This is a genomic window from Vibrio sp. 10N.222.54.A3 (genome assembly GCF_041474095.1).
Taxonomy (GTDB): Bacteria; Pseudomonadota; Gammaproteobacteria; order Enterobacterales; family Vibrionaceae; genus Vibrio; species Vibrio crassostreae_C.
Genome location: NZ_JBFRTN010000019.1, coordinates 18899 through 45537 on the forward strand (window position 1 = coordinate 18899; position 26639 = coordinate 45537).

Here is a 26639-nt window from a genome sequence, read left to right on the forward strand (position 1 = left end):
GAACTTACGCAGTTTCTACTACGCCACCTTTCGGCTCACTTCAAAACGCCCGATCAATTGGTCTAAGCGGCTCAATGCATTGCCCATCAAAGAAACTCGACGTGCGAGTTGCTTAGTAGACAGTTGTAAGTCAGATATTGAACGTTGCGCTTTATCTGCCGTTTGCCCATTTTTCTGACTATTCTCATCTAGGTTAGACATCGTGGTAAAGAGATCGCTCACCGCTGCTTGAATTTGCTCACTGCGAGCATTTGAGTCGACTGTTAAGTTTCCTTTACTCACATTCTCAACGCCTCGCTCCATAGACTCAACAGCACTGCGAGACTTACTATGCAGCTCTTTCATTAGGTCACTAATATGGTTAGCAGCTTGTGAAGTGCGGTCAGCCAGAGTTCTTACTTCAGAAGCGACGACAGAGAACCCTCTCCCGTGTTCACCTGCTCTTGCCGACTCAATGGCCGCATTCAAGGCCAAAAGGTTAGTCTGCGCGGTAATGTCAGTAATGATATCTATAATGTCAGACACCTTGGTCATTTCATTATTCACCTCATTCACGCTATGCGCCGAGCTTTCTACGATATTGCGAACAATCTCCATGCCTTCGACGGACTGATTGTACTCCTTCTCCGCACTCAGAACGGCTTGCTTCATCACCGTGTCCATTTGCGTAGCTGAGACACTCGCATGAGTAATTTCACTCTGTTGATACTGACTCAACTGAAGCATATTGCTTAACGCTTGTGATGCATCATCACTGGTTTGCTTCATCACGACACTGCGACGAAACATCGATTCCGAAACCTCTCTAACTTCGTGACTCGCATGGATCAACTCACTCACCGTGTTATCTAAATTGTCGATAAAACTGTTAGTCCAGCGCCCTAAGTTGCCAAGTTCATTATGACTGAATGTGGTGGGATCAAGTCTCCGACTTAAGTTGCCATCACCTTCAGCTAAGGTCTGCATTACCCCGGTCATTTCATGGATCTTCTTCGCTAGTGGTTTGGCGCTAACTAAACGGAATAAGCCCAATGAAAGCAACGCGCAAGCGAACATAATGCCACTCTGCATAAAAGGTGTGAGTGTATAAAGGTTGGCAAACAGTAATGGAACAAATAGAGGCAGTAGCATGCAGCTGATAAAGTGCTTAGATAAGGTATAACTTAGACTTCGGTCTCTGTAGACCTCTTCTAAATCGGACTCACACATCATGCCAAAGGTATCTGGTGAACCATCCAATTGAAAAGTGATACCTTTGCCAATAACGGGTATGTGGCGATAGTCAGAATACCCCGGATAACCAATAAACAAGTTATTGCCATTTTTAATGGTTTCTCTTACGCCTGGGTGAAGCTGATTAGTGGCTGGGTCTGTAAAGCGAATCTCAAATTCGGTGTGGTGCTGGATCTTAACCGTTCCCCAATCAGTATGAATCCCTTGCTTTAAGTTCTCGCCGTGTGAAAAGGTATTATCTTCAAAGCGAGAACGAGAGAGCGCAACACCCGGCTGAGTATGAGGATCATGAATGGAGTCGACCATAAAGATATAGTTATCACCCGACTCGCTATAAATATGCCCCGCTTCTCTTTGAATAATGTCACCAATAACATCATTTGGAACACGACCACATAGGAATTGCGGCGCCCCTTCATCCCGAGAAAAGGGGACATAAAACATCAGCGTTACTTGGTCATGAAACGATGAACTCGAAGCCCCTACGTTCAACGTGCGCTGATCCATATACGGCCCATGCAGATAACGCTTTGAAGCCCCTTCAACTAAAGCCTTCTTGTCTCCAAGGTTAACCCCTACATGCTCATGATAACTCGATGCTTGTGCTATCCCCTTAGCATCGACGATCGCCAACTCAGAAAAATCCGTACTGCGTTTAAGAAGGCTAGATAACGTCCCCTGAGCTTGTTCTTCCGTGCGACTAGCTAAATAAACCGCAGAGTCTTCTAAAAAATCCCATTGATTCTTGACCCAATTATGAAGAAGTTGAACTCGCGTGTGAGCAATACTTTCAAAAGCTTGTTCAAGCTCTTCCGTCCTACTTCTATTGAGGAAACAAGCTCTGCGCATAGCCAGTTTTCCTGTTGCGCCAAACCAATTAAGCCAACTACGTTCCTTGTCCGTCAGGTTCATTTTTATCCCTTGTGTTTTTATAGACACATGGGTAAAGCAATTTACAGACCACAATTAATCACACAAATACGTAACTAATTAATAAAAAAGCACTTTATATGAATCAAAATGGTGCAACCGTGTCTTTTATGGTGCAGGATGCGCTTATTTCACACCATCATTTCAATGAGCTATCAGGCGCTAATTTGAGAGGTTAACCGTAAACATGATAAGCCGCTTTTAACAGCTGCATGTGAATCGGCACCAGATCTTGGTGTTTAGTGCGGTACCCGCCACCGACTACGCAAGCCATCGGAATAGACTCTGATTTCGCTAATTCAATCATGAAACAGTCGCGCTCAAATATCCCTTGTGTCGAGACATTCAAATAACCCAGTTCATCGTCTTGATGAATATCTATCCCCGCATCATAAATAATCAGATCAGGTTGATGGTGAGCAATCGCTAACTTAGTGACTTGTTCAAAACAACGTAGGAACTCTTCATCTTCTGTTTCACGACTTAATGGCACATCTAAATCGGATAGCGGCTTTCGTGCAGGGAAGTTTTTATCGCAGTGGAACGACAGAGTAATGATGTCGTCGTTGTCTTGGCAAAGAGTTGCTGTGCCATCACCATGATGAACGTCGCTATCAACGATCAGCACTTTATCGATATGTTCAAAGGTCAGCGCATGTTTTGCCGCTAACACCAGATCGTTCAACAAACAAAAGCCGCTACCAAAATCATGGTGTGCGTGATGATAACCACCACTCAAATGAATCGCTAAACCACTCTCTATTGCCATTTCAGCGGCCAAGCAGGTTCCACCACTTGAGTAGAGTGTTCTCTCAATAAGTTGTTCACTCCAGGGGAAACCGATACGTCTCATCTTTGCTGCGGGCAAATTACCAGAAACAAGCAAATCCACATACTCACTATCGTGAACCTGTTTTACCTGTTCAACCGAAACCGGCGTTGGTTGGAAGATTTCAAACTGACGCTTCCATAGAGGATCACGATCCATTAACGCCTCAACAGCACTGTGTAACAACTGATATTTGTTAATCGGGTAACGGTGACCTTCTGGTAAAGGTAACTGCGAATAGATTGGGTGGTAAATTAAAGGAATCATAATCAGGTTAATTGCGTATCTTTCTCAAAATCATAACAGTCTCAGCCTAGGCGACAACCTTAATTAATGATAATAGTTATCATTAACTTGATTTTCAAAAAGAGACAACAATGAAAAACGTAATACTCATCTTTGGGGTGATCTGTGGCTCAGCGGCAGCAGTAATGATTTTTGTAGGAATGCTAATGGCCAGTTGGTGGAGCGTTGATTTTCTCGTGTTAAGCCATCAAACTTAACTAATTGAACTGAAAAGGAATCACCATGAGCGTTATTTTTATTACTGGAGCGAACCGCGGCATTGGCTTAAGCCTGACTCGACAATACTTGGAAAGTAATCACAAGGTGTACGCGACTTATCGTGATGACAATTCAGCAAAAGAACTGCTCTCACTCGCAGACCACAATAGCAACCTGACCTGCATTCAATTAGAGATAACTGATTACCAAGCGGTGAGCCACCTCACTTCGCAAATAGAGTCGATTGATATCTTGATCAACAACGCTGGCTACTATGGTCCTAAAGGTTATGGTCTGGGTAATACTGATGTCGAAGAGTGGCGCCGTGTATTCGAAGTCAACACCATTGCCCCACTAAAGCTTGTTGAGACTCTATTACCTCTTATAGAAAGTAGTGACGTCAAAAAGATCGCCTGCCTGTCTTCCAGAGTCGGTAGCATGTCCGAGAACACATCAGGCGGAGGCTACATCTATCGTTCATCTAAAGCCGCTCTAAACTCCGTTGTGAAGAGCCTAAGTAACGACTTAACCGATAACGGCGTTACGGTGTTAGCTCTGCATCCTGGTTGGGTACAGACCGAAATGGGCGGCCCTAATGCTTTGATCGACACCGACACCTCAGCTTCTGGTCTTATAAAAGTCATCGAGTCCGCGAATACCGAAGTAAGTGGTCACTTCTTCAATTTCGATGGCAGCAAAATAGACTGGTAACCCGCAGATGAATTATAGCCCTCTCTCAAACCTAGTTAAGCACTCAACACTGTTTTGTCTGACGGTGATGCTAGCTGGCTGTTTTAGTGATGGCCCTGGTGACTTATTCGACGACTACCAAACCAAGATAGCCAGAGTACAAGATGCTGACGAGATAAAAGAGGAATGGGAATTTGAAAGCCTACCGAGAAAACGAGAACTGCTGCTTGACGTGCCCTCGCTTTCTATCGGTCTCATCGACAGTTACCAGCTTCGTCAGTGTGGATTGTTCAATCTGATTGCAGAAAGAAATTCGGTTCTTGGGAAAGTCGCGGATGAGTTTCGTAATTACGATTATCAAGTCGCCCTACTTGCAGGTGTCGGGAGATGCTTATCCGGTAGCGAATTAGACCCTGAGGTCGTAGAGCTACTGAAAGAAATCGAGCAGCAGAAGCTCGCACAGTTTCCGCGGCACCAGTGGAATCTAATCTATGCCAGCGATGCGATGCAGTCACAAATGCGGGGTAGTCAGTGGTTACACGCTGATATCGGCGATCAGGTACGACAAACCAGTGATGCCTTACAACATATCAATCAAGCGTTAAACGTTCCGCTCGTTTCGGGAAAGACTACTGAGGTTCAAGAAGTATTAGAGAAGAGCTCTACGCTCGGGGATTTATACTACTCGCTCACGCGAGCTTCAGCCGAGCTTGATACCATCACCAAACAGCTGACAACTTTTGATGACAATATCATCTGTGGTAAACAACGAGACACGACCAAGTTTCGTTATCTCAACAATGTGTTCGAGCAACAATACATAGGTAAGGTTCAGCCTTACATGGCGCAACTGGATGGCTACTATCAGCACATAGCCCCGCAACTAGGAATGTTTGACGCGCAACCTGAACTGCACAGTTATTACTTTCCCATCCAAGATGCACATCAAGCTTTTCGATCATCCACTCGTCGCCATGTTGACTATTGGCAGCAACTGTTTAAACGTTGTGGGCGTAAAGTCGGTCGTTAATCCTAACCTCAATAAGTCTTAGCTTTTGGTGCTCTTTTTAGCGGAAGTACCTTTCTTAGCATACGAACCTGTCTTGGCATAAGACTTCTTTGCACCACCGCCTTTACGACGTTTAAACGCTGGTCTTTCGACTTTAGGAAGGTGGCGAAGTGATTCAGGAACTACTCCCGTTTTTACCTTGCCCATCAAACCATCAATTTTGCTTTCCAGCGCTTGCATAAAAGGTTGATACGCTTGATTGCGTTCTGCCATGCCTTGCAACTGGTGCTCCCAGTGCGCTGTCATGTCTGGAAAGGTAGAATCCTCAGGTAAGGCATGAATCAAGCCTCTGCCCGCAGGGCTACTGTGAATACTCTTACCTTGGCGCGTTAGCAGCTGCCTTTTGAATAAAGTATCGAGAATACCCGCACGGGTGGCTTCTGTGCCAAGGCCATCGGTCTCTTTCAAAATGGCTTTAAGGTCTTTGTTCGCAACAAAACGCGCGATACCTGTCATCGCTTGAAGCAATGTAGCTTCCGTGAAGTGCTTTGGTGGTTCGGTTTTCTTATCGCCAATCACGCCTTCACGACACGTCAACACGGTACCTTTATCCAATGGAGGAACCGTATCCGTGCCATCACCTTTCTCTTCGGTATCTGTTTTGCCCATCAACACCTTCCAACCCGGGTTGATAAGCTGACGCCCTTTTGCGATGAACACACCACCAGCAATATCAAAGACCAGCTTAGCATCAGCAAAAACCGCAGGTGGGTAAAACTGCATTAGATACTGGCGAGCGATTTGCTGATAGATCTTCATCTCATTAGCAGACAAACCATTCACCGATGATTTCTTCGGAGTAGGAATAATCGCGTGGTGAGCATCAACCTTGCTGTCGTTCCATGCTTTTGATTTAAGTGAAAGATCCGCGCCTTGAGCACCACTTTGCAGCTCTTTGGCATTGTTAGCGATAGCATCCACGACCGACTCTCTTTGTGAGTAGTGATCTTTAGGTAGATAGCGACTGTCAGAACGTGGGTAAGTGATGAGTTTATGTTTCTCGTACAATGACTGACACGTATCTAACACCTGTTGAGCACTCATACCAAAACGCTTAGACGCATCAATCTGCAAAGCTGACAGCGAGTAAGGCAGTGGCGCAGCTTGTTTACTTTGCTTTTGCTCTGATTCCGTCACCGTCGCGGGTTGATTCGCAATTCGGTTAGCCACATTCTCAACCAGCTTTCGATTGAGCACGCGCCCTTCTTCATCTTGCCATGGTTTACATGCTTCGCTTGGCTTCCAACGCGCACGAATATCAAAGCTCTGGCCGTGATTTTGATAAGGGATCAAAGCGTGCAAAGTGAAGTAATCTTTCGGAATAAAGTTTTCGATCTCTTCATCGCGCCTTACCACCAAACCAAGTACAGGCGTTTGTACTCGCCCGACCGACAACACACCTTGGTAGCCAGCCTTTTGACCGAGTAAGGTATAAGCACGAGTCATGTTCATGCCATACAGCCAATCGGCTCTAGAGCGCGCTAATGCGGAAATAGAAAGCGGAATAAAGTCACGGTTGCTGCGCATTTGAGAAAGTGCACGTTTTACGGCAGGTAAGTTCAAGTCGCTGATCAGTAGCCTGTCCATCGACTCTTTCTTAGCCTTAGAGACTTTGCAGTAATCAATCACTTCATCAACCAGCAACTGCCCTTCTCTATCCGGGTCTCCGGCGTGAACAATTTGAGTGGCGTCCTTCAATAGCTTTCGGATCACCGTGAGCTGTTTGCTTGACGTCTTACGAGGTCTTAGTTGCCATTGCTCTGGCAGAATAGGAAGATCGGCTAAATTCCACTTCTTATAACGATCATCATAAGCATCTGGCTCAACCTGCTCCAATAAATGTCCAATACACCAAGTCACCACATCCCCATTGCCACATTTGATAAACCCTTGGTCTTTCTTTTGTGGATTAGGTAGTGCAGCGGCGATCGCGCGGCCGAGGCTTGGTTTTTCAGCAATAATAAGGCGAGACATGTTTTTCCAGATGCTACAAACAATTAGAGCCACATTATCTAATGTGGCTCTAATAAATCAAGAAAAACTGGTTGTTTATACAGTTAGCATTCCACTATTCAAGCTTCAGCTTTCTTTATAAAAACTCAACGAACTTAGAGAAGTCGCGCTCTGGCACTTTCATTGGTGTACAGCCTGGAGTGCCTAGGTATAGGAAGCCAACAATTTCATCGTCGCCTTCTAGGCCAAATGCTTGGTGTACTTCTGGGTGGAACATCCATTTACCTGAGCGCCAAAAGCCTTGGAAACCTTGTGCGACTGCGGCCATTTGCATCGCCTGTGCAGCACAACCCGCAGACAGATGTTGTTCGATAGCAGGCACTTTCTCGTGCTCAGTTACTTTGGCAATCACAGTAATCACCATCGGAGCTCGGAACGGCGCTTTTTTTACTTTCTCGATAACCGCTTCTTCGCTGTCATCCGCTTCAGCGGCGCGCACCAAGATGTCTGAAAGCTTTTGTAGGCCTGAACCTTGCGCGATAACAAAGCGCCATGGTGTTAGTGCACCGTGGTCTGGAGCACGCAGCCCTGCTTTGATGATGTTTTCTAACGCCACACCTTCAGGTGCCGGATCAGAGAGTTTTGCGATTGAGCGTCTGTTGAGCAATAGATCCAAAGCATCCATTTGAAGTCCTTACTATTTCTTTATTATTTGTATACTTGAACTTTAGCACAGAATACAAACGATAATAAATCTCAACGGCTGTCCATTTAGGCTAGATTAGAAACAATAAAGGCTCCTAAATCTATGACTTAGGAGCCTTGTTCAAAATCTAACTCAGCAAATTAAGTAACAATATCTACTGATAAGATTACAGTTTGATAGCTGATTCTATAACTTAATCGCTAGCTCAACACCTTGACGAATTGCGCGTACTGCATCCAATTCACCCGCGTAATCGGCGCCGCCTATCACATGCAGTTTGCCACCAAACTCTTGCCACATGTCTTCGAATGGACGAACTGACACCTGACCTGCACATACGATAACCGAGTCAGCATCCAGCACCTGCTCTTTCTTACCAACGCTGATATGCAGACCTTGGTCATCAATCTTGTTGTAGCTCACGCCACCCAGTAGATTAACACCGCGTTTTTCTAGTGTGCGTTTGTGAATCCAGCCTGTAGTTTTGCCCGGACCTTTACCAACACGACCCGCTTTACGCTGCATCACCCACACCGTTTTATCGCTGAATGAATCAGGGTAAGGGTAAAGTCCGCCTGGGTGTTCCATATTCTTATCGATGCCCCACTCATGCAGCCAATCGTCTAGGCTGTGTGAAGTCGGTTCTGTCAGCATGGTTGCCACATCGACACCAATACCACCAGCACCAACAATCGCGACCTTTTCGCCTACTGGTGTCTTTTCACGAATCAAGGTTTGGTAATCGACCACGTTTTCTTGGTCAATGCCCTCAATATCGAGCTTTCTTGGCTCTACGCCAGCCGCCATCACGACTTCATCGTACTTCAACAACATCTCAAACGTTGCCTCAGTATCCAGTTTCAGGTTCACGCCTGATGCGTCGATTTGGTTAGCAAAGTAGCGAATCGTTTCTCTGAATTCTTCTTTACCCGGAATCTGCATTGCCAATCTAAACTGACCGCCGATACGGTCATTTTTCTCAATCAAGTCAACCTTATGCCCACGCTGAGCTAAAGTCGTTGCACAGGCTAAACCGGCTGGGCCTGCGCCGACAACCGCAATGGTCTTAGTCGCTTGCACTGGCTGAACAACAATTTCAGTCTCGTAACAAGCGCGTGGGTTCACCAAACAGCTCGCACGTTTACCTTTAAACACGTTATCAAGGCAAGCTTGGTTACAACCGATACAGGTATTGATGAACTGAGCTTGGTCTTGAGCTGCTTTATTAACAAAATCCGGGTCTGCCAAGAATGGACGCGCCATAGACACCATATCAGCCTGCCCAGAGCTAAGAATACGTTCGGCCTCTTCTGGCGTATTAATTCGGTTACATGTCACCACTGGGATCGACACGTATGGTTTCACTTTTTCCGTCACCCAAGAGAATGCGCCTCGTGGTACTTGCGTCGCGATAGTCGGAACACGTGCTTCATGCCAACCGATACCGGTATTGATAATGGTAACGCCGGCTTCTTCCAGCTTTTGAGCCAGAAGAACAACATCTTCAAAGGTGCTGCCTTGCTCAACCAAATCCAGCATCGACAGTCGGAAAATAATAATGAAGTCGTCACCCACTGCTTCGCGAATCGATTTAACAATCTCCAGCGGGAAACGCATGCGCTTCTCATAAGAACCGCCCCATTCGTCGTAACGCATATTGGTACGTTTACAGATGAATTGGTTAATCAAGTAACCTTCAGATCCCATAATCTCAATGCCGTCGTAACCCGCGACTTGGGCGAGTTCGGCACTGTTGGCAAAGGCACCAATGGTCTTTTTAATCTGACGAGGGCTCATCTCACTTGGAGCGAACTTAGCGATAGGCGCTTTAATGCCAGACGCACTTTGCGCAAATGGGTGCATCGCATAACGACCTGCATGCAACAATTGAAGCGCAATTTTACCGCCGTGCTTGTGGACGGCTTCGGTAACAACTTGGTGCGCTTTAGCGTGCTTTACTTTACTGAATTCAGCACTAAATGGGGTTAATCTGCCACGTAAATTAGGAGAGAAACCACCGGTAACAATAAGGCCAACGCCTCCTTTTGCTCGCTCTTCATAAAACGCGGCGAGTTTGTGGAGACCTTCTTTATTTTCTTCTAAACCTGTATGCATTGATCCCATCAATACACGGTTACGTAACTGGGTAAATCCAAGATCGAGTGGTTCAAGTAAATGTGGGTACATGGCAGACATCACTTCTATTATTTTATCCTTGTGGTCTGACCACAGTATAGTTCAATTACCAAAAGTTCAAACAACCGTTTACATTTTTGTAACACCGATCATAATGCTGCACGTATTAATCGTTCAGAAGCCCTTAATTTGACTACACTTAATGAGAATATATATCGATTAACAATTCTTGGTGTAGTTTGAGCTTGGGAATTATCGTAGGATACTAAGCAGTTCATATTATTGAGATTAATGGTACTACGGCTTGTTAAAGCGACGTGATCTCACTGCGGAGACAGAATGAAAAAAATATTCAAATTTATAGGCATGTTCTTTAAAGGGATTTGGAAGCTCATTACGTTTGTACGTCTTGCGCTGGTTAACCTAGTCTTTTTACTCAGTATCGCCATCATCTACTTTGTGTACTTCCATTCAGATACGGCTCAACCGACGGTTCCTCAGGATTCGGCTTTAGTGCTTAATCTGTCTGGCCCTATTGTGGAACAAAGCCGCTATATCAATCCGATGGATTCGGTCACAGGTTCACTACTTGGCAAAGACCTTCCAAAAGAGAACATCCTGTTTGATATCGTTGAAACGATTCGCTACGCAAAAGACGATGACAAGGTTACTGGTATCGTTTTAGCTCTCAAAGAGCTGCCAGAAACCAACCTGACCAAGCTACGCTACATTGCTAAAGCATTGAATGAGTTCAAAGCAACAGGCAAACCGATTTATGCGGTGGGTGACTTTTACAACCAAAGCCAATACTACCTAGCCAGCTACGCAACTAAGGTCTTCCTATCGCCAGATGGTGGGGTTCTTCTTAAAGGCTATAGCGCTTACTCGCTTTACTACAAAACGTTGTTAGAGAAACTAGACGTAAACACGCACGTGTTCCGTGTGGGCACTTATAAGTCAGCTATTGAGCCTTTCATTCGTGATGACATGTCAGACGCAGCGAAAGAGTCCGCTTCTCGTTGGTTAAGCCAACTATGGGGTGCGTACGTTGATGACGTCAGCAACAACCGTCAAATAGACGCTAAGACACTGAACCCAAGCATGGACACCTTCTTGAAAGAACTTGAGTCTGTGGACGGTGACATTGCAAAACTGGCCGAGAAACTTGGCTTAGTGGATGAGCTAGCGACACGCCAGCAAGTTCGACTAGAGCTTGCCGATGTTTTCGGCAGTGACGGCCAAGACAGCTACAACGCGTTTGGTTACTACGAATACCGTACAACCATGCTTCCAAACATGACTAGTGAATCACACGACGTTGCCGTGATTGTAGCGAGCGGCGCAATTATGGATGGCAAGCAACCGCGTGGCACCGTTGGCGGAGACACCACTGCAGCCCTACTGCGCCAAGCACGTAACGACGATAAAGTGAAAGCGGTTGTACTTCGTGTCGATAGCCCAGGTGGCAGTGCCTTTGCTTCTGAAGTTATCCGTAATGAAATAGAAGCGATCAAGCAAGCGGGTAAACCGGTTGTTGTGTCGATGTCGAGCCTTGCTGCTTCAGGTGGTTACTGGATCTCGATGGGTGCGGATAAGATCCTAGCTCAACCAACCACACTAACGGGTTCAATTGGTATCTTCAGTGTTATCACCACCTTCGAAAAAGGGTTGAACGATATTGGTGTTTACACTGATGGCGTTGGCACCTCACCTTTCTCTGGTCTTGGTATTACAACTGGACTTAGCGATGGCGCGAAGGACGCGTTCCAAATGGGCATTGAAAACGGATACCGCCGATTCATCAGCCTAGTTGGAGAAAATCGCGGTCTGGAAGTCGATGCTGTCGACAAGATTGCTCAAGGTCGAGTTTGGACAGGTCAAGATGCGATTCAGAAAGGCTTAGTCGATGAGATTGGTGATTTCGATGATGCGGTTGCAGCTGCGGCTTCACTTGCAGAGCTTGAAAGCTACAACATCTACTGGGTAGAAGAACCACTTTCGGCGACTGAGCAATTTATTCAAGAATTTATGAACCAAATTCAGATGTCGATAGGCCTTGATATTCAGTCAATGATTCCAAGCAGTTTACAGCCCGTTACTCAACAGTTAGCTCAAGATAGCCAGCTGTTAGGCAACTTTAACGACCCACAAGGCCGATACGCTTTCTGCTTAAACTGCCAAGTTCAATAAGATAAGCTCAACGCTTTATTATCAAGAGGCACCTCTGTGTGAGGTGCCTCTTTTTATTGCATGATAATTCGCTATAATCGCCCCCCTGTTCCCTACATCACACTAAGTATTAATCGCCATGGAAAGAAAACACATCTATATCGCGTACACCGGCGGCACAATTGGCATGCAGAAGTCTATTGACCACGGCTATGTTCCTGTCGCAGGTTTCATGGATAAGCAGCTAGCTGGCATGCCTGAATTCCATCGCCCAGAGATGCCTGAGTACACCATTCACGAATACTCTCCATTAATGGACTCTTCAGATATGACGCCACTTGATTGGCAGACTATCGCTGATGACATTCGCGCGAACTACGATAAGTACGATGGTTTCGTTATCCTGCATGGCACAGACACTATGGCTTACACTGCCTCTGCACTGTCTTTCATGCTTGAAAACCTCGGCAAACCTGTGATTGTTACGGGCTCTCAGATCCCACTAGCAGAGCTTCGTTCAGACGGACAAGCAAACCTGCTGAATGCGCTACACATTGCCGCAAACTACCCTATCAACGAAGTGACACTGTTCTTCAACAACAAGTTGATGCGTGGTAACCGCAGCACAAAATCACACGCAGATGGCTTCAATGCGTTTACGTCTCCAAACCTGAATCCATTGCTAGAAGCGGGTATCAATATCCAACTTAGCAATAACGTAAAGGTAAACGAACAACCTAAAGGTGCTTTCAAGGTTCATAACATTACTCCGCAACCTATCGGCGTAATCACAATGTACCCAGGCATCTCACACGAAGTTATCCGTAACACGCTATTACAACCTGTTAACGCGATGATTCTGCTTACTTTCGGTGTGGGTAACGCACCACAAAACCCAGAACTGCTTCAGCACCTGAAAGATGCCTCAGAGCGCGGTGTTATTGTGGTGAACCTAACTCAATGTTTGGCTGGTAAAGTCAACATGGGTGGTTACGCGACAGGTTGTGCACTAGCAGAAGCGGGCGTGGTGAGTGGTTACGATATGACACCAGAAGCGGCACTGGCGAAGTTGCATTATCTATTAAGCCAAAACCTAGGCTACGAAGAAGTGAAGGCTCAGATGCAACAAGTATTGCGCGGTGAGATGAGCTTATAACCTGTTCAAGGATTCACGTTAAAGCCAGTTATTCTATGAAAGTAACGGCGGCTTAACGTGAACTAAATCGTTTTATTGCTTATAAATAAACGAGTTAAACTAAAAGGGGTGGCACATTGCCACCCCTTTGTTGTAATTTAAGCTTAATGATTCGGGTTAACCCTAACAATGTCTTCTTGATCTGACTTAAACTGTTTCTTTAGTTCAGACTTAGATTTAAAGCTAATCTCACCACCAGCTGCAATTGTCATATGTTGAGCTTCAGAGTTATGTTTAGATTGGTATAACATAACCGCTTGCATACACGAGTCGCGCTGTTCTTTTGAGAGCGCCGTACCTTCTGGCCATTTACCCGTTTCAACTGCGTAGGTTAAACGTTCGTAGACCTCGGGTGTCATTGCGCTAAGAAGTTGTTCTGCATCCATGGTAAAGCCTTAGTTTTAACAATTTTCACCAGAAAATAACCCGTAACAGAATTGAGTCAAGAACCTGACCAATAATAAGTGCATCTGATCACAAGTGAAGGAATATGAAAATTATGAAATGGTTGGCGATTAGCCTATTGCCTTTCACTCTGGTTGGGTGTCTTGAAGGGAACAAAAATACCGATCAACTGTGCCAAAGCAATCCGGGTCTTCAGTGTGAACAATTGAACATGAACGATGGGCAATGTCGTGTCGCACGTACCGACCTCATCTGGCATCGATTTGAAGTTCAGAAGCAACCCACCGAAATCAACAAAATTAAAGAATTCGAATTAGTCACTGCCTACAAAAAGTGCCTAGAGCTCGCGGCACAGATCGAAACGATCGATCAATCTAAGCTGCAAGAGCGTCGCTTTACCTCTTTAATGCACAGTATCGAAGAGTCTGAGCGCATTGTTGATGAGCTATCGAAATCTGATACACCGGAAACGCTTTACTTCTTGTGGTCGCAAACTGGGGACACCAATGCCAGACGCAGTTTCCTACAACTAGAAGGCTCTGAAGCGTTAAACACAGCTGAGATGCAATATGCCTTGGCAACCTTCTATACCACCCGCAATCATATAAAGACACTTAAGCTACTCAATAATGCGCTAACGCTTTCTAATGGCTCGGTAGCCAACACTGAAATCTTCAAGTCGATGGCCAGTATCAACCACAGCCTGGGACATATGGAAAAAGCGTACGCTTGGGCAATGGTTGCCAAAGACTTTGACGTGCCGATTGCTTCTGAAGCCGAGCTCACGGTGTTGTACCATTTCGACAAGGCAACCTATAAGAAGCTAAATAAAGACGCAGATAACATCGTCGAAGCGATTGAGGATGGAATTTACAGCCCTTCAATCGTCCCGAGTTACTGATCGCTTCATTTATAGTGTTCTTACTTAAGCTTCTTATTCACCTGCTTTCAAATAAAAACAGCTACCTTTTTGGTAGCTGTTTTTATTTGTACTAGAGTTAAATCTGAAATCTTGGGCGTTTCAGCATTCCTAAATCGACAAATGCGACCTGTAAGGATTAGACAATAGTTACAAGTTATTTCGTACTTTCGTCATTTTTGTTGAAAATTAACGACACTGAATTAACACAGAACCGTTCACCTGTGGTCTTCGGGCCATCTGGAAAAACGTGACCTAAATGGCTATCACAGGCGGTACAACGGATCTCTACACGCTTCATTCCGTGACTTAGATCTTCTATATAACGTACTGCTTCATCATTCACTGGGGCATCAAAGCTTGGCCAACCACACCCAGAGTCATATTTGTTATCCGACAGAAACAAAGGGCTTTCACAGCATGTGCAGCTATAGACGCCAGTCTTATGGTTGTGCAGTAACTTGCCGCTATATGGGGCTTCAGTACCACGCTCACGACACACTGAAAATTCGTCGTCCGTTAGGCGCTCACGCCAGTATTCATCAGGCTTTATCATATTTCCTCCCTTTTGAATCACGTTAATATCTCTCCACATTCTCAGTTATTATATTTACTTTTTTCTATAAAGGCTTGCATATGAGTCGTTTTGTAGCACATACTTTCTCACCAGGAAACATTGTACATATACACTCATAAGTGAATCATCATTTAGGGGTATTTTACCCAACTGGAAGGGTACAGAGCCACTTGCAATGGTCAATTTTCAATCACTTACACCCAATTGTTAAGAAAAGCGTCGCTTTTTTTTGACATTAAACAAGTTAAGTCGGATTATCTATTGCAGATGTATACTGGATTCTGTAATTTTACTACCAGTTATCTTTAATCAGAAATTAAGTTGTGGAGCAACTACAATGACTATCAAAGTAGGTATTAACGGTTTTGGCCGTATCGGCCGTTTCGTATTCCGCGCAGCTCAAGAGCGTGCAGACATCGAAGTAGTAGGTATTAACGATCTAATCGACGTAGAGTACATGGCATACATGCTTAAGTACGACTCAACTCACGGCCGTTTCAACGGTACTGTTGAAGTTGAAGGCGGTAACCTAATCGTTAACGGTAAAACTGTACGTGTTACAGCTGAGCGTAACCCAGAAGACCTTAAGTGGGATGCTATCGACGTAGACGTAGTTGCTGAAGCAACTGGTCTTTTCCTAACTGACGAGACTGCACGTAAGCACATCACTGCTGGCGCTAAGAAAGTAGTTCTTACTGGTCCTTCTAAAGATGCAACTCCAATGTTCGTAATGGGCGTTAACCAAGCATCTTACGCTGGTCAAGACATCGTTTCTAACGCTTCTTGTACTACTAACTGTCTTGCACCTATCGCTAAAGTACTTAACGATAAGTGGGGCATTGAGTCTGGTCTTATGACTACAGTTCACGCTACTACAGCAACTCAAAAAACTGTAGATGGCCCTTCTGCTAAAGACTGGCGCGGTGGCCGTGGTGCTTCTCAAAACATCATCCCATCTTCAACTGGTGCTGCTAAAGCTGTAGGCGTTGTTCTTCCAGAACTAAACGGCCTTCTAACTGGTATGGCTTTCCGTGTACCAACTGCTAACGTATCTGTAGTTGACCTAACAGTTAACCTAAAAGAAGCTGCATCTTACGAAGAAATTTGTGCTGCAATGAAAGAAGCTTCTGAAGGCGAAATGGCTGGCGTTCTTGGTTACACTGAAGACCAAGTAGTATCACAAGATTTCATCGGTGAAGTTCAAACTTCAGTATTCGATGCTAAAGCTGGTGTTGCTCTAACTGACAAATTCGTTAAAGTTGTATCTTGGTACGACAACGAAATCGGTTACTCAAACAAAGTTCTAGACCTAATCGCTCACATCTCTAAGTAATTTCTTTTTAGAAATCGCTTTAGATAAGCATTAGCGAAGACTGTTTTGAGCAGACTTTGAAAAAGGCGACCTTAGTGTCGCCTTTTTAATGCCTGCTATCTTTTAAACCGCGTCTGTCTAAGCTCATCAAGATAGCCCAAACGCAAAATTCAATTCTAATACTGACTCTGCTTGTTACTCATGAAAACACAAGCATCACTCTAGTCAGCATTTGAATTCAATTTCCTTAGAAGGATCATGTAATGGATTTATCTACTCTACCTGCACTGGCGGTACTTTCTGACAACGTCACTATCGTTGAACACGAAGGTGTAAAACTGGTTCGCGTTATCCACGATAAAGCAAACGCAGCGATTTCACTGTTTGGCGGCCATGTGGTGTCATTCCAACCGCAAGGTCAAGAAGACCTAATTTGGATGAGCCAACAAGCTAAGTTCGATGGTAAAACGGCTCTGCGTGGTGGTATTCCAGTATGTTGGCCTTGGTTTGGTCGCATTGCAGCACCAGCACATGGTTTTGCCCGTTCAAGTGAATGGCAATTGGTTGAACACCGTGAAAGCGAAGCTGGCGTGATTGTTAGCTTAGGTCTGAAGCCAAGCGAAGAGACGCTAGCAGTATGGCCTCATCAGTTTGATGCTCGCTTGAATGTTGAGATCGGCGAACAACTAAAAGTAACGCTGGACGTGAAGAACACTGATTCTCAGCCATGGACTTTCTCTGGTGCACTACACACTTACCTAAACGTTGGCGATATCCACAACACAACCACCACTGGTATGGGTGCTGAGTACATTGATAGCCTGCAAGGTGGCAAGATCTGCCAAGGTGGATCTGAACTGGTACTGACCGACACGATTGACCGCGTTTACACGCAACCAGAAGCGCAAATCTTTGTTGCTGACAAGAAGCTGGATCGCACGCTAACAGTTGAAAACCACGGTCATAACTCTGCAGTACTGTGGAACCCGTGGGCAGAAGGCGCTGCAAGTATGGGCGACATGCAAGACGACGGTTACCTAACCATGCTATGTGTTGAATCAACACTGCACGCACCAAGCCTAGAAGCCGGTAAAACGCTCCGGCCGGGTGAAAACCACCAACTGATCACTGTGATTAGTGCCCAATAACCGTATAAATACAGTTATAAAAAACGATTTTTGAGCGGCTTTATGTCGCTCTTTTACTTTTTGGTTTTAGCTCGTTACACTTGCGCTGTCTATTCTCCTTTAGAGGTCTCCATGACTTACCAATGCCCTTTGTGTCACCAACCTTTATCTCAAAACGATCGTACGTTTAAGTGTGAAAAGAACCATCAGTTCGACCTAGCGAAAGAAGGCTACGTCAATTTGATGCCTGCGCACCACAAACGCTCAAAAGATCCAGGTGACAACAAAGAGATGATGCAGGCACGTCGTCGCTTCCTTGAAGGTAACCACTATGACCCAATGCGCCAAGCGGTGGTGACGTTGTGTTCTCGCTATCTACCAGAAGAGACGCCTAGCCTATTGGATATTGGTTGTGGCGAAGGTTATTACACCAACGAAATTGCTGTGAATCTTCAAGAAAAGAAAGGGGCTACTTTTGGCCTAGACATTTCTAAGATTGCTATCAAATACGCCGCTAAACGCTACCCTACTGTCGACTTCTCAGTTGCATCAAGCCATCGCCTACCCTTTGCTGAAAACAGCTTAGACGGAATTCTACGCATTTACGCGCCTTGCAAGGCTGAAGAGTTACAACGCACCATCAAAGATAATGGTGTGGTGATCACCGTGACACCAGCTAGCCGACACCTGTATCAACTGCGTGATGCAATTTATGATGGCGTTCGCTTGCACGACGAAGATCCAGAAGTGATCGAAGGTTTTACGCTTGAGCATCAAGAGCAACTAAACTATATGATGGAACTATCGGGGTCAGATGCATTCGACCTGCTACAGATGACGCCGTTTGCTTGGAAGGCGAGTGAAGAGTTTAAACTACAACTCACCGAGGCAGAGCAATTCAACTGTGAAGCTGACTTTATGCTGCGAGTGTACCGCAAACAAATTTAATTGATATTGATTATCGTTTGCATTGAAATCTTATCTTGCCTCCTTTAGTATGCGTGTTCTTCAAGGAGGCATTTCATGCAACGTATTATTCTTATCGGATTAGCTACTCTTCTCACGGCTTGTGCTAGTCAACCTGCAAAAGACACTTCTCAAAAAGTGGCTCAAACGGAATCCGTTTCCACATTCTATGACTACCAGTTCGCTTCTCCACAAGGCGAAACACTTTCTCTCGATGCATTACCCGAGCAGCTGATTGACGCTGATGTGGTTCTAATTGGCGAATGGCACACGCATTCTGCCATTCACCGCTTCCAAACCGACTTCTTAAAAGCGCGCCGCAACGCAACATCAAACATTGCGCTTTCAATGGAACAGTTCACTCGAGAGCACCAAGCCACACTTGACCAATACTTAAACGGCGAAATTGGCGAACAAATTCTCATGTCTCAAGCGGCAGCTTGGCCAAATTACGAAAGTGATTACCGCGCGTTAGTTGAGTTCGCAAAAGCCAACGACGTCGATGTTATTGCGGCAAATGCACCAAAGCCATTCGTGCAGTGTATTGGCCGTAAAGGATTGCCTTACCTAGACCAATTATCGACCGAGCAACGCCAATGGATTGCTGCCGAAGTGGATACTGGCGATAGCCCTTACAAAGAAAAGTTCATGGCTTCTATGCATCACGGTACGCCAGAGCAAACAGAAAAGCAGTTTGCCGCTCAGGTTACCTGGGACGAAACCATGGCTGAGTCGATTGTGGATTACCTAGCATCAAACCCTGATAAACAAGTGATTCACGTGGCTGGCAAGTTCCACACCGAGGGTGGTTTAGGGACGGCGGCATCAATTCTACGTCGTAACCCTGATTTAAAAATCGCCATCATCAGCCCGGTTGAAGCGATCTCATCGGATAGCGGTGATTATCAGCTTGAAGTGCTTTCGCCGCCGGCTCGCTTTGTAAAGAAAGAGAACCGAATGAAGGCATACAAGCATCTGTCAAAACGTAGCGCTAGCCTAGAGTGTGAGTAGGATCTGTTGATCCACTCTTCTAAGCTAAAGAGTCGATGGGCTAATCCTAGATAATTAGCCCATCGTCACAACTTGATCACGTTCCCGTCATTCATCCTAACTCTATCTAAAATCAAACATTCTTATCGGCACAAGACTTGCTTAGTAAATAGACGATTTAACCAAGCAGACGAAAATGTAATGTGCGAATAAAAAACATCACTATCGATGATTAATTGCACAAGTTTTTCACACCTCTGCCGATACTATATTTAAGGATAGGTAAGGAGAGCTATATGACGCCAGTAGGAACGAGTAATACTCAGCTGTATTCGCCTTCGCAGATGAACGCTAAGAGTTCAGCTAACGAAGCTGAAAAGCCTACACCGCTTAAGGTTGAGCAAAATACGGTTAAGCTTTCTGATGAAGGCAAAGCACTCTTATCTGCCCTAAAAGAAATTGATAAAGAAGCGAAGAAAGTCGAAGCAGAAAACGCGACAGTTACCGATAAAGTTGAGTCATTCGCTCATGGTGCCTTGGGTATGGATCACCCAGATAAGATTGAAGAAGAAGATGATGGTTCTTATTCAGCGGGGCAATACCTGTCCGCAGCGGCAACCGTAGGCGGTATTCTTCTCGCACTCATTTAGCCTTGCCAACCTATCGCATTCTCTAGAATAAAAGCGATTTATCGTTACGACAATAGACCCGATTAGGTCTAAAAAACGAGTTCATTCCATAATTCCGCTCTCATTTTAATGGAATAATACTCGTGAAAAACACTTTTGAGCTTATCGATAAGCCAACCTTTTTTGGTGCTATAGCACTCCTACTCACGATAGTTTTCCCGCTCATTTTGTTCCCTGCACAGGGCGCAGACTGGATTGCGGTTGCGAAAACATTCATGACTGATCAACTCGGATTCCTGTATCTTGCTCTAGGTCTCGCAGCCTGTGCATTTATGGTGTACGTAGTATTCAGTGATATGGGACAAATTAAACTAGGCGAAGCTGATGAAGAGCCTGAGTTTAAAACTGCATCATGGGCTGCCATGCTATTTTGTGGCGGTATCGGTGCAAGTATCTTGTATTGGGGCTGTATTGAGTGGGCTTACTACTACCAATCACCGCCTTTCCAACTAGAACCTGGCAGTGAAGAAGCAGTACGCTGGGCTGCGACCTACGGCCTATTCCACTGGGGACCAATCGCATGGTCTATCTACCTAATCCCGGCAATTCCTATCGCTTACTTCTTCTACGTACGTAAACAACCTGTTCTAAAGATTTCAAGCGCATTAATGCCTGTTCTTGGTGAACACCGTAGTAAAGGCGTACCAGGAAAGATCGTTGATATCCTATTCATTTTCGGTCTATTAGGCGGCGCTGCAACAACATTAGGTTTAGCCGCTCCTCTGATCACTGAAGGTCTAAATCACCTATTTGGTCTACCTAAAAATAACCTAACGCAAGTGATGGTGCTTTTAGTGTGTACTGCGATTTTTGCTTACTCATCTTATGCTGGATTGGAAAAAGGCATCAAGATCCTAAGTAACATCAACTTCTGGGGTGCGATGGGTCTACTGGCTTTCGTTCTGATCGCGGGTCCAACAATCTTCATGTTAGAAACAGGCTTAGACTCAATTGGTCGTCTACTGTCTAACTTCTTCGTGATGGCAACGTGGGCTGAACCATTTGGTGGTTACGGTACATTCGAAAACACTCACTTCCCACAAGACTGGACGATTTTCTACTGGGCATGGTGGCTAGTATTTGCACCGAGTATGGGTCTGTTTGTTGCGCGTATCTCTCGCGGCAGAACCATCAAACAAATGGTGTCAGGGTCGATCTTCTTTGGTTCTCTAGGTTGTTTCCTGTTCTTCATGATCTTAGGTAACTACGGCCTATCACTGCAGCTTTCTGGTGAGCTAGATGTCGTTGCCATTTTGAATGCGGAAGGCGCAACCAAAGCTATCTTCTCGATGCTTGCACAATTGCCAATGAGCACGCTGGTTATCGCTGTATTTACAATGCTGTGTATCATTTTCACGGCAACAACATTTGACTCTATCTCATACATCCTAGCGTCTGTTGTACAAAATAACGTGACCGAAGAGCCAATGCGCTGGAACCGTATGTTCTGGGCATTTACTCTGTCGTTCTTACCAACGATTCTAATGTTCTTAGGCGGTCTAAGTACGCTACAAACGGCGGCGATTGTTGGTGGCTTACCACTGCTTGCTATCTCTGTGATGCTGATGATTTCAGCGGTTCGTGCGACTAACCTCGACCTACGCCATCAAGATGCGTATATCGAGCCAACGATCAACATCGAAGAACTGCCAGACATGGACCCTTGGTCTGCTGAAGGTATGGCGTTGGCTCAGTTTGAGAAAGAAAGAGATGCAGCACAAGAAGCCGCAGAACTTGAGCGTGTTGCTTACACAGAACTTGCCGCAGTGAAGAAAGAAATTCGCGCTTATGTGTTAGAACAAGGTTCACAAATGGAAACTCACGAGTTACCAGAGAACCTACAACAAGCACTTGAGCAGGCCGAGAGTAATCTTAGTGCCGCACAAGCGAAAAAGATCGAGTTATCTGAGCAAGCTCAGAATGCTCGTATCACGTTCAATCAGGTGGTTGCAGACTTACCGCTTGCTTGACATTAGCCATGACACAGTCCATTGATTTGGACCCTCCTAAATACGACAAAGGCTCACAGAAATGTGAGCCTTTTTTTATTCGGGTGATTGACTAGTCTTCGTTAACTAGCGGTTCGGGTGGTTCAAGATGTGATCTTCCCAATCGACAACATCGATTTCGTATACCACTTTGTTACGAACGCTTTCACCTGCTGCATGCATCTCTGTTTTTGATCCGGTGATCAACGGGTGCCATTCAGGGATCGGCTTAGATTCTGATAGAAGACGGTAAGCACAAGTGTCTGGTAGCCAGTGAAACTCATCGATCTTGTCACGAGTCAGCTTCAAACACTCTTCACCTGAAGTGAAGCGGTTCGGGTAATCTTTACACGAACATGTTTTGTCGTTTAACCAGCTACACGCCACATTGGTGTAGTAAACTTCATCGCTATCTTCATCCATTAGTTTATGCAGGCAGCACTTACCACAACCGTCACAAAGTGATTCCCACTCGTTCTCGGTCATCTGTTCTAGTGTCTTTTCTTGCCAAAATGGATTCGTCATAGGATTACTTCTTACTCTTTTACTGGGGTGCGTGTTATACCGCTAGCCCATAAAAAGTTCAAGGATAATAATTGTTCATTCTTTGATTCAATCAACAGCTGTCACTCTCATCATTTTTTGCTACTATCGCGCACCCTGTTATTTAGTGAGTTTAATTTGATGGAATGTCGCCTAGGTTGTGGAGCATGCTGTATCGCTCCAAGTATTACATCTGCTATTCCTGGAATGCCTAATGGTAAGCCTGCTGGGGTACGCTGCATCCAATTAAATGAGCAAGATCTCTGCAAATTATTTGGTCAACCTTCACGCCCGAAGGTATGTCACCAATTCAAAGCTTGCCCTGTCATTTGTGGTAAAACCGACCAAGAAGCCCTTGATAACCTGATCGAGTTAGAAGCTATTACCTAAGCGTATTAGCCCTTTTCTATATCCCAGCAATTTCTTTTCCTACTCATACTTTGCTTTAGGTTATAGGTGCTTATGAGGCCTCAATAGTCTTTCAAACAATACTGACTACCTCGCTATGAGTAATAACCGTTTCAGGAAACTCTCGGCGAAATAAAGCCATCGATAAGACATCACAGATCAATGAGGCCTTTATTCTCGTACCCATAAACCAACCAATAACTTGCCTTGAATAAAGGTCAATAATGGCAACTAATTATAGCCAATATTTGTTTGTAGCTACGTCGGTGATATCTCCTGCCCATTTTTAAATTAGCAGTCGTTGCACTGAAGACCTGAGCGAGCAAGGCCGTAACTACGGGTATTCAGTTCAGGTCAAGAAGTGGACAATATCTTATAAACTTGAAGTACTATGTGTATATCATCAGGTAGCGTTTTTATTTACTTTGTTGTCAGCCAATATATTGGATAATATGGCAATAATACATTATGGAAGGAAAATGTGATGAGTAAAAAAATGACCATGGCGGAGATTTCAAGACAGCTTGGAATTTCAACAATGACCGTGTCACGTTACTTTAATGACGGTTATGTCTCAGCTGAAAATCGCCTTAAAATTGATGCTATCGTCAAAGAAAATCATTATACCCCTAATATATTTGCTCGTTCCATTCGTAGCCAATCTAATATTATTGGTTTCGTTGCTCCTCGCATTGAGTCATATACAACCAGTTTAGTAATCAAAGGGGCACTGGCGGCTGCCAATGAATCACAAGTACGAATGCTTTTTCATGCCTCAGGGTTTAACCATGAGTCAGAATGCCAAGCTGTGAGAGAGTTTAATGGCTTAAATGCATTGGGCACTATTATTATTGCTTCAAAGCACAGTGTCGAAGAGACGTTTTATCAAACCTTAGACAATGTGTTATTTATTGGTAAAAACACCCCCCACCATTGCTGTTTATATTACCCTGACCATGCTGCAATTAAAGCACTCGTTTCCCAAACCATCACTCAGTTAAAACAACAGCAGGCACCGCTGGCAGCCGTACATTATATTTATGATGAGCGTATGCTTTCCAGCCGTACTAAGTTGATGCAAGCCACCATTACTGACACCGTCCCTGAGTTGAATTTTTCACTACAAGCTCTAGCCAACTCGGAGGACAAAGCCGGCTACCAGGCAATTCAATTACAGCCTAATCATGTCTACTTTTGTGCCACCGATAATATTGCGATTCGTTTATATCGTCGCGCCAAAGAACAGCAACTCAAGATTGGTCATAACTTATGGATTGTAGGCATGGGTGACTATGACTACAGCGATTTGTTAGTCCCAAGCCTGACTACTGTCGCTTTTAACTACTATCAAGTGGGCTACCAAGCTGTCAAAAAATTGCTCAAGCGCGATTTCAGTTCCGTTGAAGGCACATTCGACATAAGAATGAGAGAAAGTTCACAGTTTCTCTGAAATTGTATTGAGTCCAAATAGGTTCCATTTAACACTATGTGTTAACGATAACACACATAGTATAACCGATGACACTCGCTAATAATCTACACTCAAAACCACTCGCGTGGTGGAAGAAAGCAACTGCCTACCAAATTTATCCCCGTAGTTTTTATGATACAAACCAGGACGGTATTGGTGACATCAATGGGATCATTGCTAAGCTAGATTATCTTGCTGATTTGGGCATTGATTTAATATGGATCTGCCCATTCTACGCATCACCGAATGATGATAACGGTTACGATATCAGTGACTATCAAGCGATTCATCCTGACTTTGGAACCCTTGAGGATGTGGATAAATTAATCACTGCTGCTCATGAACGTGGCATTCGCATTATTATGGATTTAGTGATAAACCACACTAGCGATGAGCATCCATGGTTCATCGAATCGCGAGATAACAAAGATAGCCCTAAGCGTGATTGGTATATTTGGCGTGATGGTTGTGAGCCTACAGCTGAAAAGCCGACTTGCGAACCAAATAACTGGGAAAGTATTTTTCATGGTAGTGCATGGGAATATGATGACAAAACTGCACAATATTATTTGCACCTATTTTCTAAAAAACAGCCAGATCTTAATTGGGAAAACCCTGAAGTTAAACAAGCACTATTTAAAATGATTCATTGGTGGTTGGAACGAGGTATTGATGGTTTCCGTGTCGATGCAATTAGCCATATTCAAAAACAAGCTGGTTTACCCTCTTTACCCAATCCAAAGGGTGAAAACTATGTCTCTTCATTCGATTATCATATGAATGTGGCAGGGATTGAAAAACATCTGTATGAGTTAAAAGAGCAGGCGTTTTCGCCTTTTGATATCGTGACCGTTGGTGAGGCCAATGGGGTGACGGCCGACAACGCATTGCCTTGGGTTGCTGAAGCGACCGAGCACGATCAAGGTGGTGTTTTTAACATGATTTTTCAGTTTGAACACATGAAGCTATGGTCGGAAGAACAAAGCAACGAGAATTTCGATCTCGTGGCGTTCAAACGCATTTTATCGCGTTGGCAAGATGCCTTAGAAGGTAAAGGCTGGAATGCGCTTTATTTAGAAAACCACGATCAAGCTCGTAGTATTGATACTTTTGCCGATCCTAACTCTAGGTATGCCAGTGCTACCGCGTTAGCGAGTTGTTATTTCTTGATGAAAGGAACTCCATTTATTTATCAGGGCCAAGAGATTGGTATGGTAAATCATCAGTTTACTTCTCTTGACGAATTTAACGATGTGTCTGCGAGAAATTTAATTCAAAAGCTATCGCAACAAGGTCAGAGCGATGCCGATATCTTAGCCTTGTTAAATCAAGTATCCCGCGACCACAGTCGCTTGCCAATGCAATGGAATGACCAGGATTTTGCCGGTTTTTCTGAGGTGCAACCTTGGTTCTCGGTGAATCAACAGTATGCAGATATCAATGTTGAGCAACAACAGCAAGATCCAAATTCGATCTTAGGTTTCTATAAGCAGTTGATTGCTTTGCGCAAGTCACATGAAAGCTTAGTGGTTGGCCGTTATCAATTACTGCTAGCTAACGATCCTAATATCTATGTTTATCAACGTGTTGCTCAAGATATGACATGGACCATTATTACCAATTTAAGTCCACAAGAGAGCGTTGTTGATATCGACTGCACCCAATTAGGCGAGTTAATGCTTGATAATCAGAATATTAACAATGAACACGTTCGCTCAGATTTTATAACAACGCAAATAGCCCCCGCTTATGCCGCGTATATATTTGCAAGAAAGCACTAAATTATATTTATGGCTAGGCGCTGATAACGTTAGCCTGTATTTAAATCAA

23 protein-coding genes and 1 pseudogene are annotated in these 26639 nt (G+C 44.6%); 15 read left to right on the forward strand and 9 right to left on the reverse strand.

Going from position 1 to position 26639, the window contains the following annotated elements; all coding sequences use genetic code 11:
• Positions 1-18 precede the first annotated feature (18 nt).
• Positions 19-2145 carry a methyl-accepting chemotaxis protein gene (locus tag AB4507_RS05415; protein WP_372182347.1) on the reverse strand — a complete coding sequence of 709 codons (2127 nt, stop codon included), beginning with the start codon at positions 2143-2145 and terminating at the stop codon, positions 19-21.
• Positions 2146-2338: 193 nt separating this feature from the next.
• A complete protein-coding gene (locus AB4507_RS05420) occupies positions 2339-3259 on the reverse strand; it encodes a histone deacetylase (RefSeq protein ID WP_108111418.1) in 921 nt (306 codons plus the stop codon).
• A 110-nt stretch (positions 3260-3369) separates the two neighbouring features.
• Between AB4507_RS05420 and AB4507_RS05425 the strand changes: the two genes are divergently transcribed.
• The 3 genes from AB4507_RS05425 to AB4507_RS05435 are packed head-to-tail and all read left to right on the forward strand — an operon-like array spanning position 3370 to position 5216.
• Positions 3370-3495: a hypothetical protein gene (locus AB4507_RS05425; protein ID WP_017063447.1), complete on the forward strand. Its 126-nt coding sequence runs from the start codon at positions 3370-3372 to the stop codon at positions 3493-3495.
• A gap of 25 nt (positions 3496-3520) precedes the next feature.
• On the forward strand, positions 3521-4207 hold the full coding sequence (locus AB4507_RS05430) for an SDR family oxidoreductase (protein ID WP_108111417.1): 687 nt from the start codon (positions 3521-3523) through the stop codon (positions 4205-4207).
• A gap of 7 nt (positions 4208-4214) precedes the next feature.
• Positions 4215-5216 carry a DUF3080 domain-containing protein gene (locus tag AB4507_RS05435; protein WP_137001176.1) on the forward strand — a complete coding sequence of 334 codons (1002 nt, stop codon included), beginning with the start codon at positions 4215-4217 and terminating at the stop codon, positions 5214-5216.
• Between the two features lie 18 nt (positions 5217-5234).
• Here AB4507_RS05435 and AB4507_RS05440 read toward each other — a convergent pair whose 3' ends face one another.
• From AB4507_RS05440 to AB4507_RS05450, 3 genes are all read right to left on the reverse strand, one after another.
• Positions 5235-7229 (reverse strand): DNA topoisomerase III, encoded by a 1995-nt coding sequence (locus AB4507_RS05440; protein ID WP_137001177.1) that lies wholly within the window; start codon positions 7227-7229, stop codon positions 5235-5237.
• A gap of 115 nt (positions 7230-7344) precedes the next feature.
• A complete protein-coding gene (locus AB4507_RS05445; RefSeq protein WP_017059376.1) occupies positions 7345-7893 on the reverse strand; it encodes an NAD(P)H nitroreductase in 549 nt (182 codons plus the stop codon).
• Between the two features lie 207 nt (positions 7894-8100).
• Positions 8101-10110 carry an FAD-dependent oxidoreductase gene (locus AB4507_RS05450; protein ID WP_372182349.1) on the reverse strand — a complete coding sequence of 670 codons (2010 nt, stop codon included), beginning with the start codon at positions 10108-10110 and terminating at the stop codon, positions 8101-8103.
• 279 nt (positions 10111-10389) lie between these two features.
• Between AB4507_RS05450 and sppA the strand changes: the two genes are divergently transcribed.
• Complete coding sequence (gene sppA, locus AB4507_RS05455) at positions 10390-12240, forward strand: signal peptide peptidase SppA (protein WP_372182350.1); 1851 nt, start codon at positions 10390-10392, stop codon at positions 12238-12240.
• A gap of 118 nt (positions 12241-12358) precedes the next feature.
• On the forward strand, positions 12359-13375 hold the full coding sequence (gene ansA / locus AB4507_RS05460; RefSeq protein ID WP_017059379.1) for an asparaginase: 1017 nt from the start codon (positions 12359-12361) through the stop codon (positions 13373-13375).
• A 143-nt stretch (positions 13376-13518) separates the two neighbouring features.
• Here ansA and AB4507_RS05465 read toward each other — a convergent pair whose 3' ends face one another.
• A complete protein-coding gene (locus tag AB4507_RS05465) occupies positions 13519-13800 on the reverse strand; it encodes a YeaC family protein (RefSeq protein WP_010437067.1) in 282 nt (93 codons plus the stop codon).
• 113 nt (positions 13801-13913) lie between these two features.
• On the opposite strand from AB4507_RS05465, the gene AB4507_RS05470 reads away from it, so the two are divergent.
• The gene (locus tag AB4507_RS05470; RefSeq protein WP_136979116.1) at positions 13914-14720 is read left to right on the forward strand and encodes a DUF2989 domain-containing protein; all 807 of its coding nucleotides are present in this window, start codon (positions 13914-13916) and stop codon (positions 14718-14720) included.
• A gap of 175 nt (positions 14721-14895) precedes the next feature.
• On the opposite strand, the gene msrB is transcribed toward AB4507_RS05470, so the two are convergent.
• Entirely contained in the window at positions 14896-15333 is a 438-nt protein-coding gene (gene msrB / locus AB4507_RS05475; protein ID WP_080582205.1) for a peptide-methionine (R)-S-oxide reductase MsrB, read from the reverse strand.
• 319 nt (positions 15334-15652) lie between these two features.
• On the opposite strand from msrB, the gene gap reads away from it, so the two are divergent.
• The 6 genes from gap (at position 15653) to AB4507_RS05505 (ending at position 22369) form a co-directional block, all read left to right on the forward strand.
• Entirely contained in the window at positions 15653-16648 is a 996-nt protein-coding gene (gap, locus tag AB4507_RS05480; RefSeq protein ID WP_017059382.1) for a type I glyceraldehyde-3-phosphate dehydrogenase, read from the forward strand.
• Positions 16649-16890: 242 nt separating this feature from the next.
• Positions 16891-17775, forward strand: coding sequence for a D-hexose-6-phosphate mutarotase (locus AB4507_RS05485; RefSeq protein ID WP_017070751.1), 885 nt, complete (start codon positions 16891-16893; stop codon positions 17773-17775).
• Positions 17776-17886: 111 nt separating this feature from the next.
• Positions 17887-18702: a 23S rRNA (guanine(745)-N(1))-methyltransferase gene (gene rlmA, locus AB4507_RS05490; protein WP_372133124.1), complete on the forward strand. Its 816-nt coding sequence runs from the start codon at positions 17887-17889 to the stop codon at positions 18700-18702.
• Between the two features lie 75 nt (positions 18703-18777).
• Positions 18778-19731, forward strand: a complete 954-nt coding sequence (locus AB4507_RS05495; RefSeq protein WP_017059385.1) for a ChaN family lipoprotein — start codon at positions 18778-18780, stop codon at positions 19729-19731.
• Between the two features lie 275 nt (positions 19732-20006).
• Positions 20007-20360: a hypothetical protein gene (locus AB4507_RS05500; protein ID WP_017070749.1), complete on the forward strand. Its 354-nt coding sequence runs from the start codon at positions 20007-20009 to the stop codon at positions 20358-20360.
• Positions 20361-20482: 122 nt separating this feature from the next.
• On the forward strand, positions 20483-22369 hold the full coding sequence (locus AB4507_RS05505; RefSeq protein WP_017063436.1) for a BCCT family transporter: 1887 nt from the start codon (positions 20483-20485) through the stop codon (positions 22367-22369).
• Between the two features lie 105 nt (positions 22370-22474).
• Here the strand turns inward: AB4507_RS05505 and AB4507_RS05510 are convergent, their stop codons facing one another.
• Positions 22475-22912, reverse strand: coding sequence for a YcgN family cysteine cluster protein (locus AB4507_RS05510; RefSeq protein WP_017059388.1), 438 nt, complete (start codon positions 22910-22912; stop codon positions 22475-22477).
• Between the two features lie 159 nt (positions 22913-23071).
• Here AB4507_RS05510 and AB4507_RS05515 point away from each other — a divergent pair, with 159 nt between their 5' ends.
• A complete protein-coding gene (locus tag AB4507_RS05515) occupies positions 23072-23320 on the forward strand; it encodes a YkgJ family cysteine cluster protein (protein WP_017059389.1) in 249 nt (82 codons plus the stop codon).
• Positions 23321-23340: 20 nt separating this feature from the next.
• On the opposite strand, the pseudogene AB4507_RS05520 reads toward AB4507_RS05515, so the two are convergent.
• Positions 23341-23682, reverse strand: a pseudogene (locus tag AB4507_RS05520) (DDE-type integrase/transposase/recombinase); the annotation flags it as partial.
• Positions 23683-23822: 140 nt separating this feature from the next.
• On the opposite strand from AB4507_RS05520, the gene AB4507_RS05525 reads away from it, so the two are divergent.
• Both AB4507_RS05525 and AB4507_RS05530 read left to right on the forward strand, forming a co-directional pair.
• Positions 23823-24788 (forward strand): LacI family DNA-binding transcriptional regulator, encoded by a 966-nt coding sequence (locus AB4507_RS05525; protein WP_017070321.1) that lies wholly within the window; start codon positions 23823-23825, stop codon positions 24786-24788.
• Positions 24789-24856: 68 nt separating this feature from the next.
• Positions 24857-26590, forward strand: a complete 1734-nt coding sequence (locus AB4507_RS05530; RefSeq protein WP_102320046.1) for an alpha-glucosidase — start codon at positions 24857-24859, stop codon at positions 26588-26590.
• The last annotated feature ends 49 nt before the right edge of the window (positions 26591-26639 follow it).

Excerpts from the sequence above, each read along its gene's own strand:
- AB4507_RS05415 (WP_372182347.1), bottom strand. The coding sequence starts at position 2,145 with ATGAACCTGACGGACAAGGAACGTAGTTGGCTTAATTGGTTTGGCGCA.
- AB4507_RS05420 (WP_108111418.1), bottom strand. The coding sequence starts at position 3,259 with ATGATTCCTTTAATTTACCACCCAATCTATTCGCAGTTACCTTTACCA.
- AB4507_RS05425 (WP_017063447.1), top strand. The coding sequence starts at position 3,370 with ATGAAAAACGTAATACTCATCTTTGGGGTGATCTGTGGCTCAGCGGCA.
- AB4507_RS05430 (WP_108111417.1), top strand. The coding sequence starts at position 3,521 with ATGAGCGTTATTTTTATTACTGGAGCGAACCGCGGCATTGGCTTAAGC.
- AB4507_RS05435 (WP_137001176.1), top strand. The coding sequence starts at position 4,215 with ATGAATTATAGCCCTCTCTCAAACCTAGTTAAGCACTCAACACTGTTT.
- AB4507_RS05440 (WP_137001177.1), bottom strand. The coding sequence starts at position 7,229 with ATGTCTCGCCTTATTATTGCTGAAAAACCAAGCCTCGGCCGCGCGATC.
- AB4507_RS05445 (WP_017059376.1), bottom strand. The coding sequence starts at position 7,893 with ATGGATGCTTTGGATCTATTGCTCAACAGACGCTCAATCGCAAAACTC.
- AB4507_RS05450 (WP_372182349.1), bottom strand. The coding sequence starts at position 10,110 with ATGTCTGCCATGTACCCACATTTACTTGAACCACTCGATCTTGGATTT.
- sppA (WP_372182350.1), top strand. The coding sequence starts at position 10,390 with ATGAAAAAAATATTCAAATTTATAGGCATGTTCTTTAAAGGGATTTGG.
- ansA (WP_017059379.1), top strand. The coding sequence starts at position 12,359 with ATGGAAAGAAAACACATCTATATCGCGTACACCGGCGGCACAATTGGC.
- AB4507_RS05465 (WP_010437067.1), bottom strand. The coding sequence starts at position 13,800 with ATGGATGCAGAACAACTTCTTAGCGCAATGACACCCGAGGTCTACGAA.
- AB4507_RS05470 (WP_136979116.1), top strand. The coding sequence starts at position 13,914 with ATGAAATGGTTGGCGATTAGCCTATTGCCTTTCACTCTGGTTGGGTGT.
- msrB (WP_080582205.1), bottom strand. The coding sequence starts at position 15,333 with ATGTGGAGAGATATTAACGTGATTCAAAAGGGAGGAAATATGATAAAG.
- gap (WP_017059382.1), top strand. The coding sequence starts at position 15,653 with ATGACTATCAAAGTAGGTATTAACGGTTTTGGCCGTATCGGCCGTTTC.
- AB4507_RS05485 (WP_017070751.1), top strand. The coding sequence starts at position 16,891 with ATGGATTTATCTACTCTACCTGCACTGGCGGTACTTTCTGACAACGTC.
- rlmA (WP_372133124.1), top strand. The coding sequence starts at position 17,887 with ATGACTTACCAATGCCCTTTGTGTCACCAACCTTTATCTCAAAACGAT.
- AB4507_RS05495 (WP_017059385.1), top strand. The coding sequence starts at position 18,778 with ATGCAACGTATTATTCTTATCGGATTAGCTACTCTTCTCACGGCTTGT.
- AB4507_RS05500 (WP_017070749.1), top strand. The coding sequence starts at position 20,007 with ATGACGCCAGTAGGAACGAGTAATACTCAGCTGTATTCGCCTTCGCAG.
- AB4507_RS05510 (WP_017059388.1), bottom strand. The coding sequence starts at position 22,912 with ATGACGAATCCATTTTGGCAAGAAAAGACACTAGAACAGATGACCGAG.
- AB4507_RS05515 (WP_017059389.1), top strand. The coding sequence starts at position 23,072 with ATGGAATGTCGCCTAGGTTGTGGAGCATGCTGTATCGCTCCAAGTATT.
- AB4507_RS05525 (WP_017070321.1), top strand. The coding sequence starts at position 23,823 with ATGAGTAAAAAAATGACCATGGCGGAGATTTCAAGACAGCTTGGAATT.
- AB4507_RS05530 (WP_102320046.1), top strand. The coding sequence starts at position 24,857 with ATGACACTCGCTAATAATCTACACTCAAAACCACTCGCGTGGTGGAAG.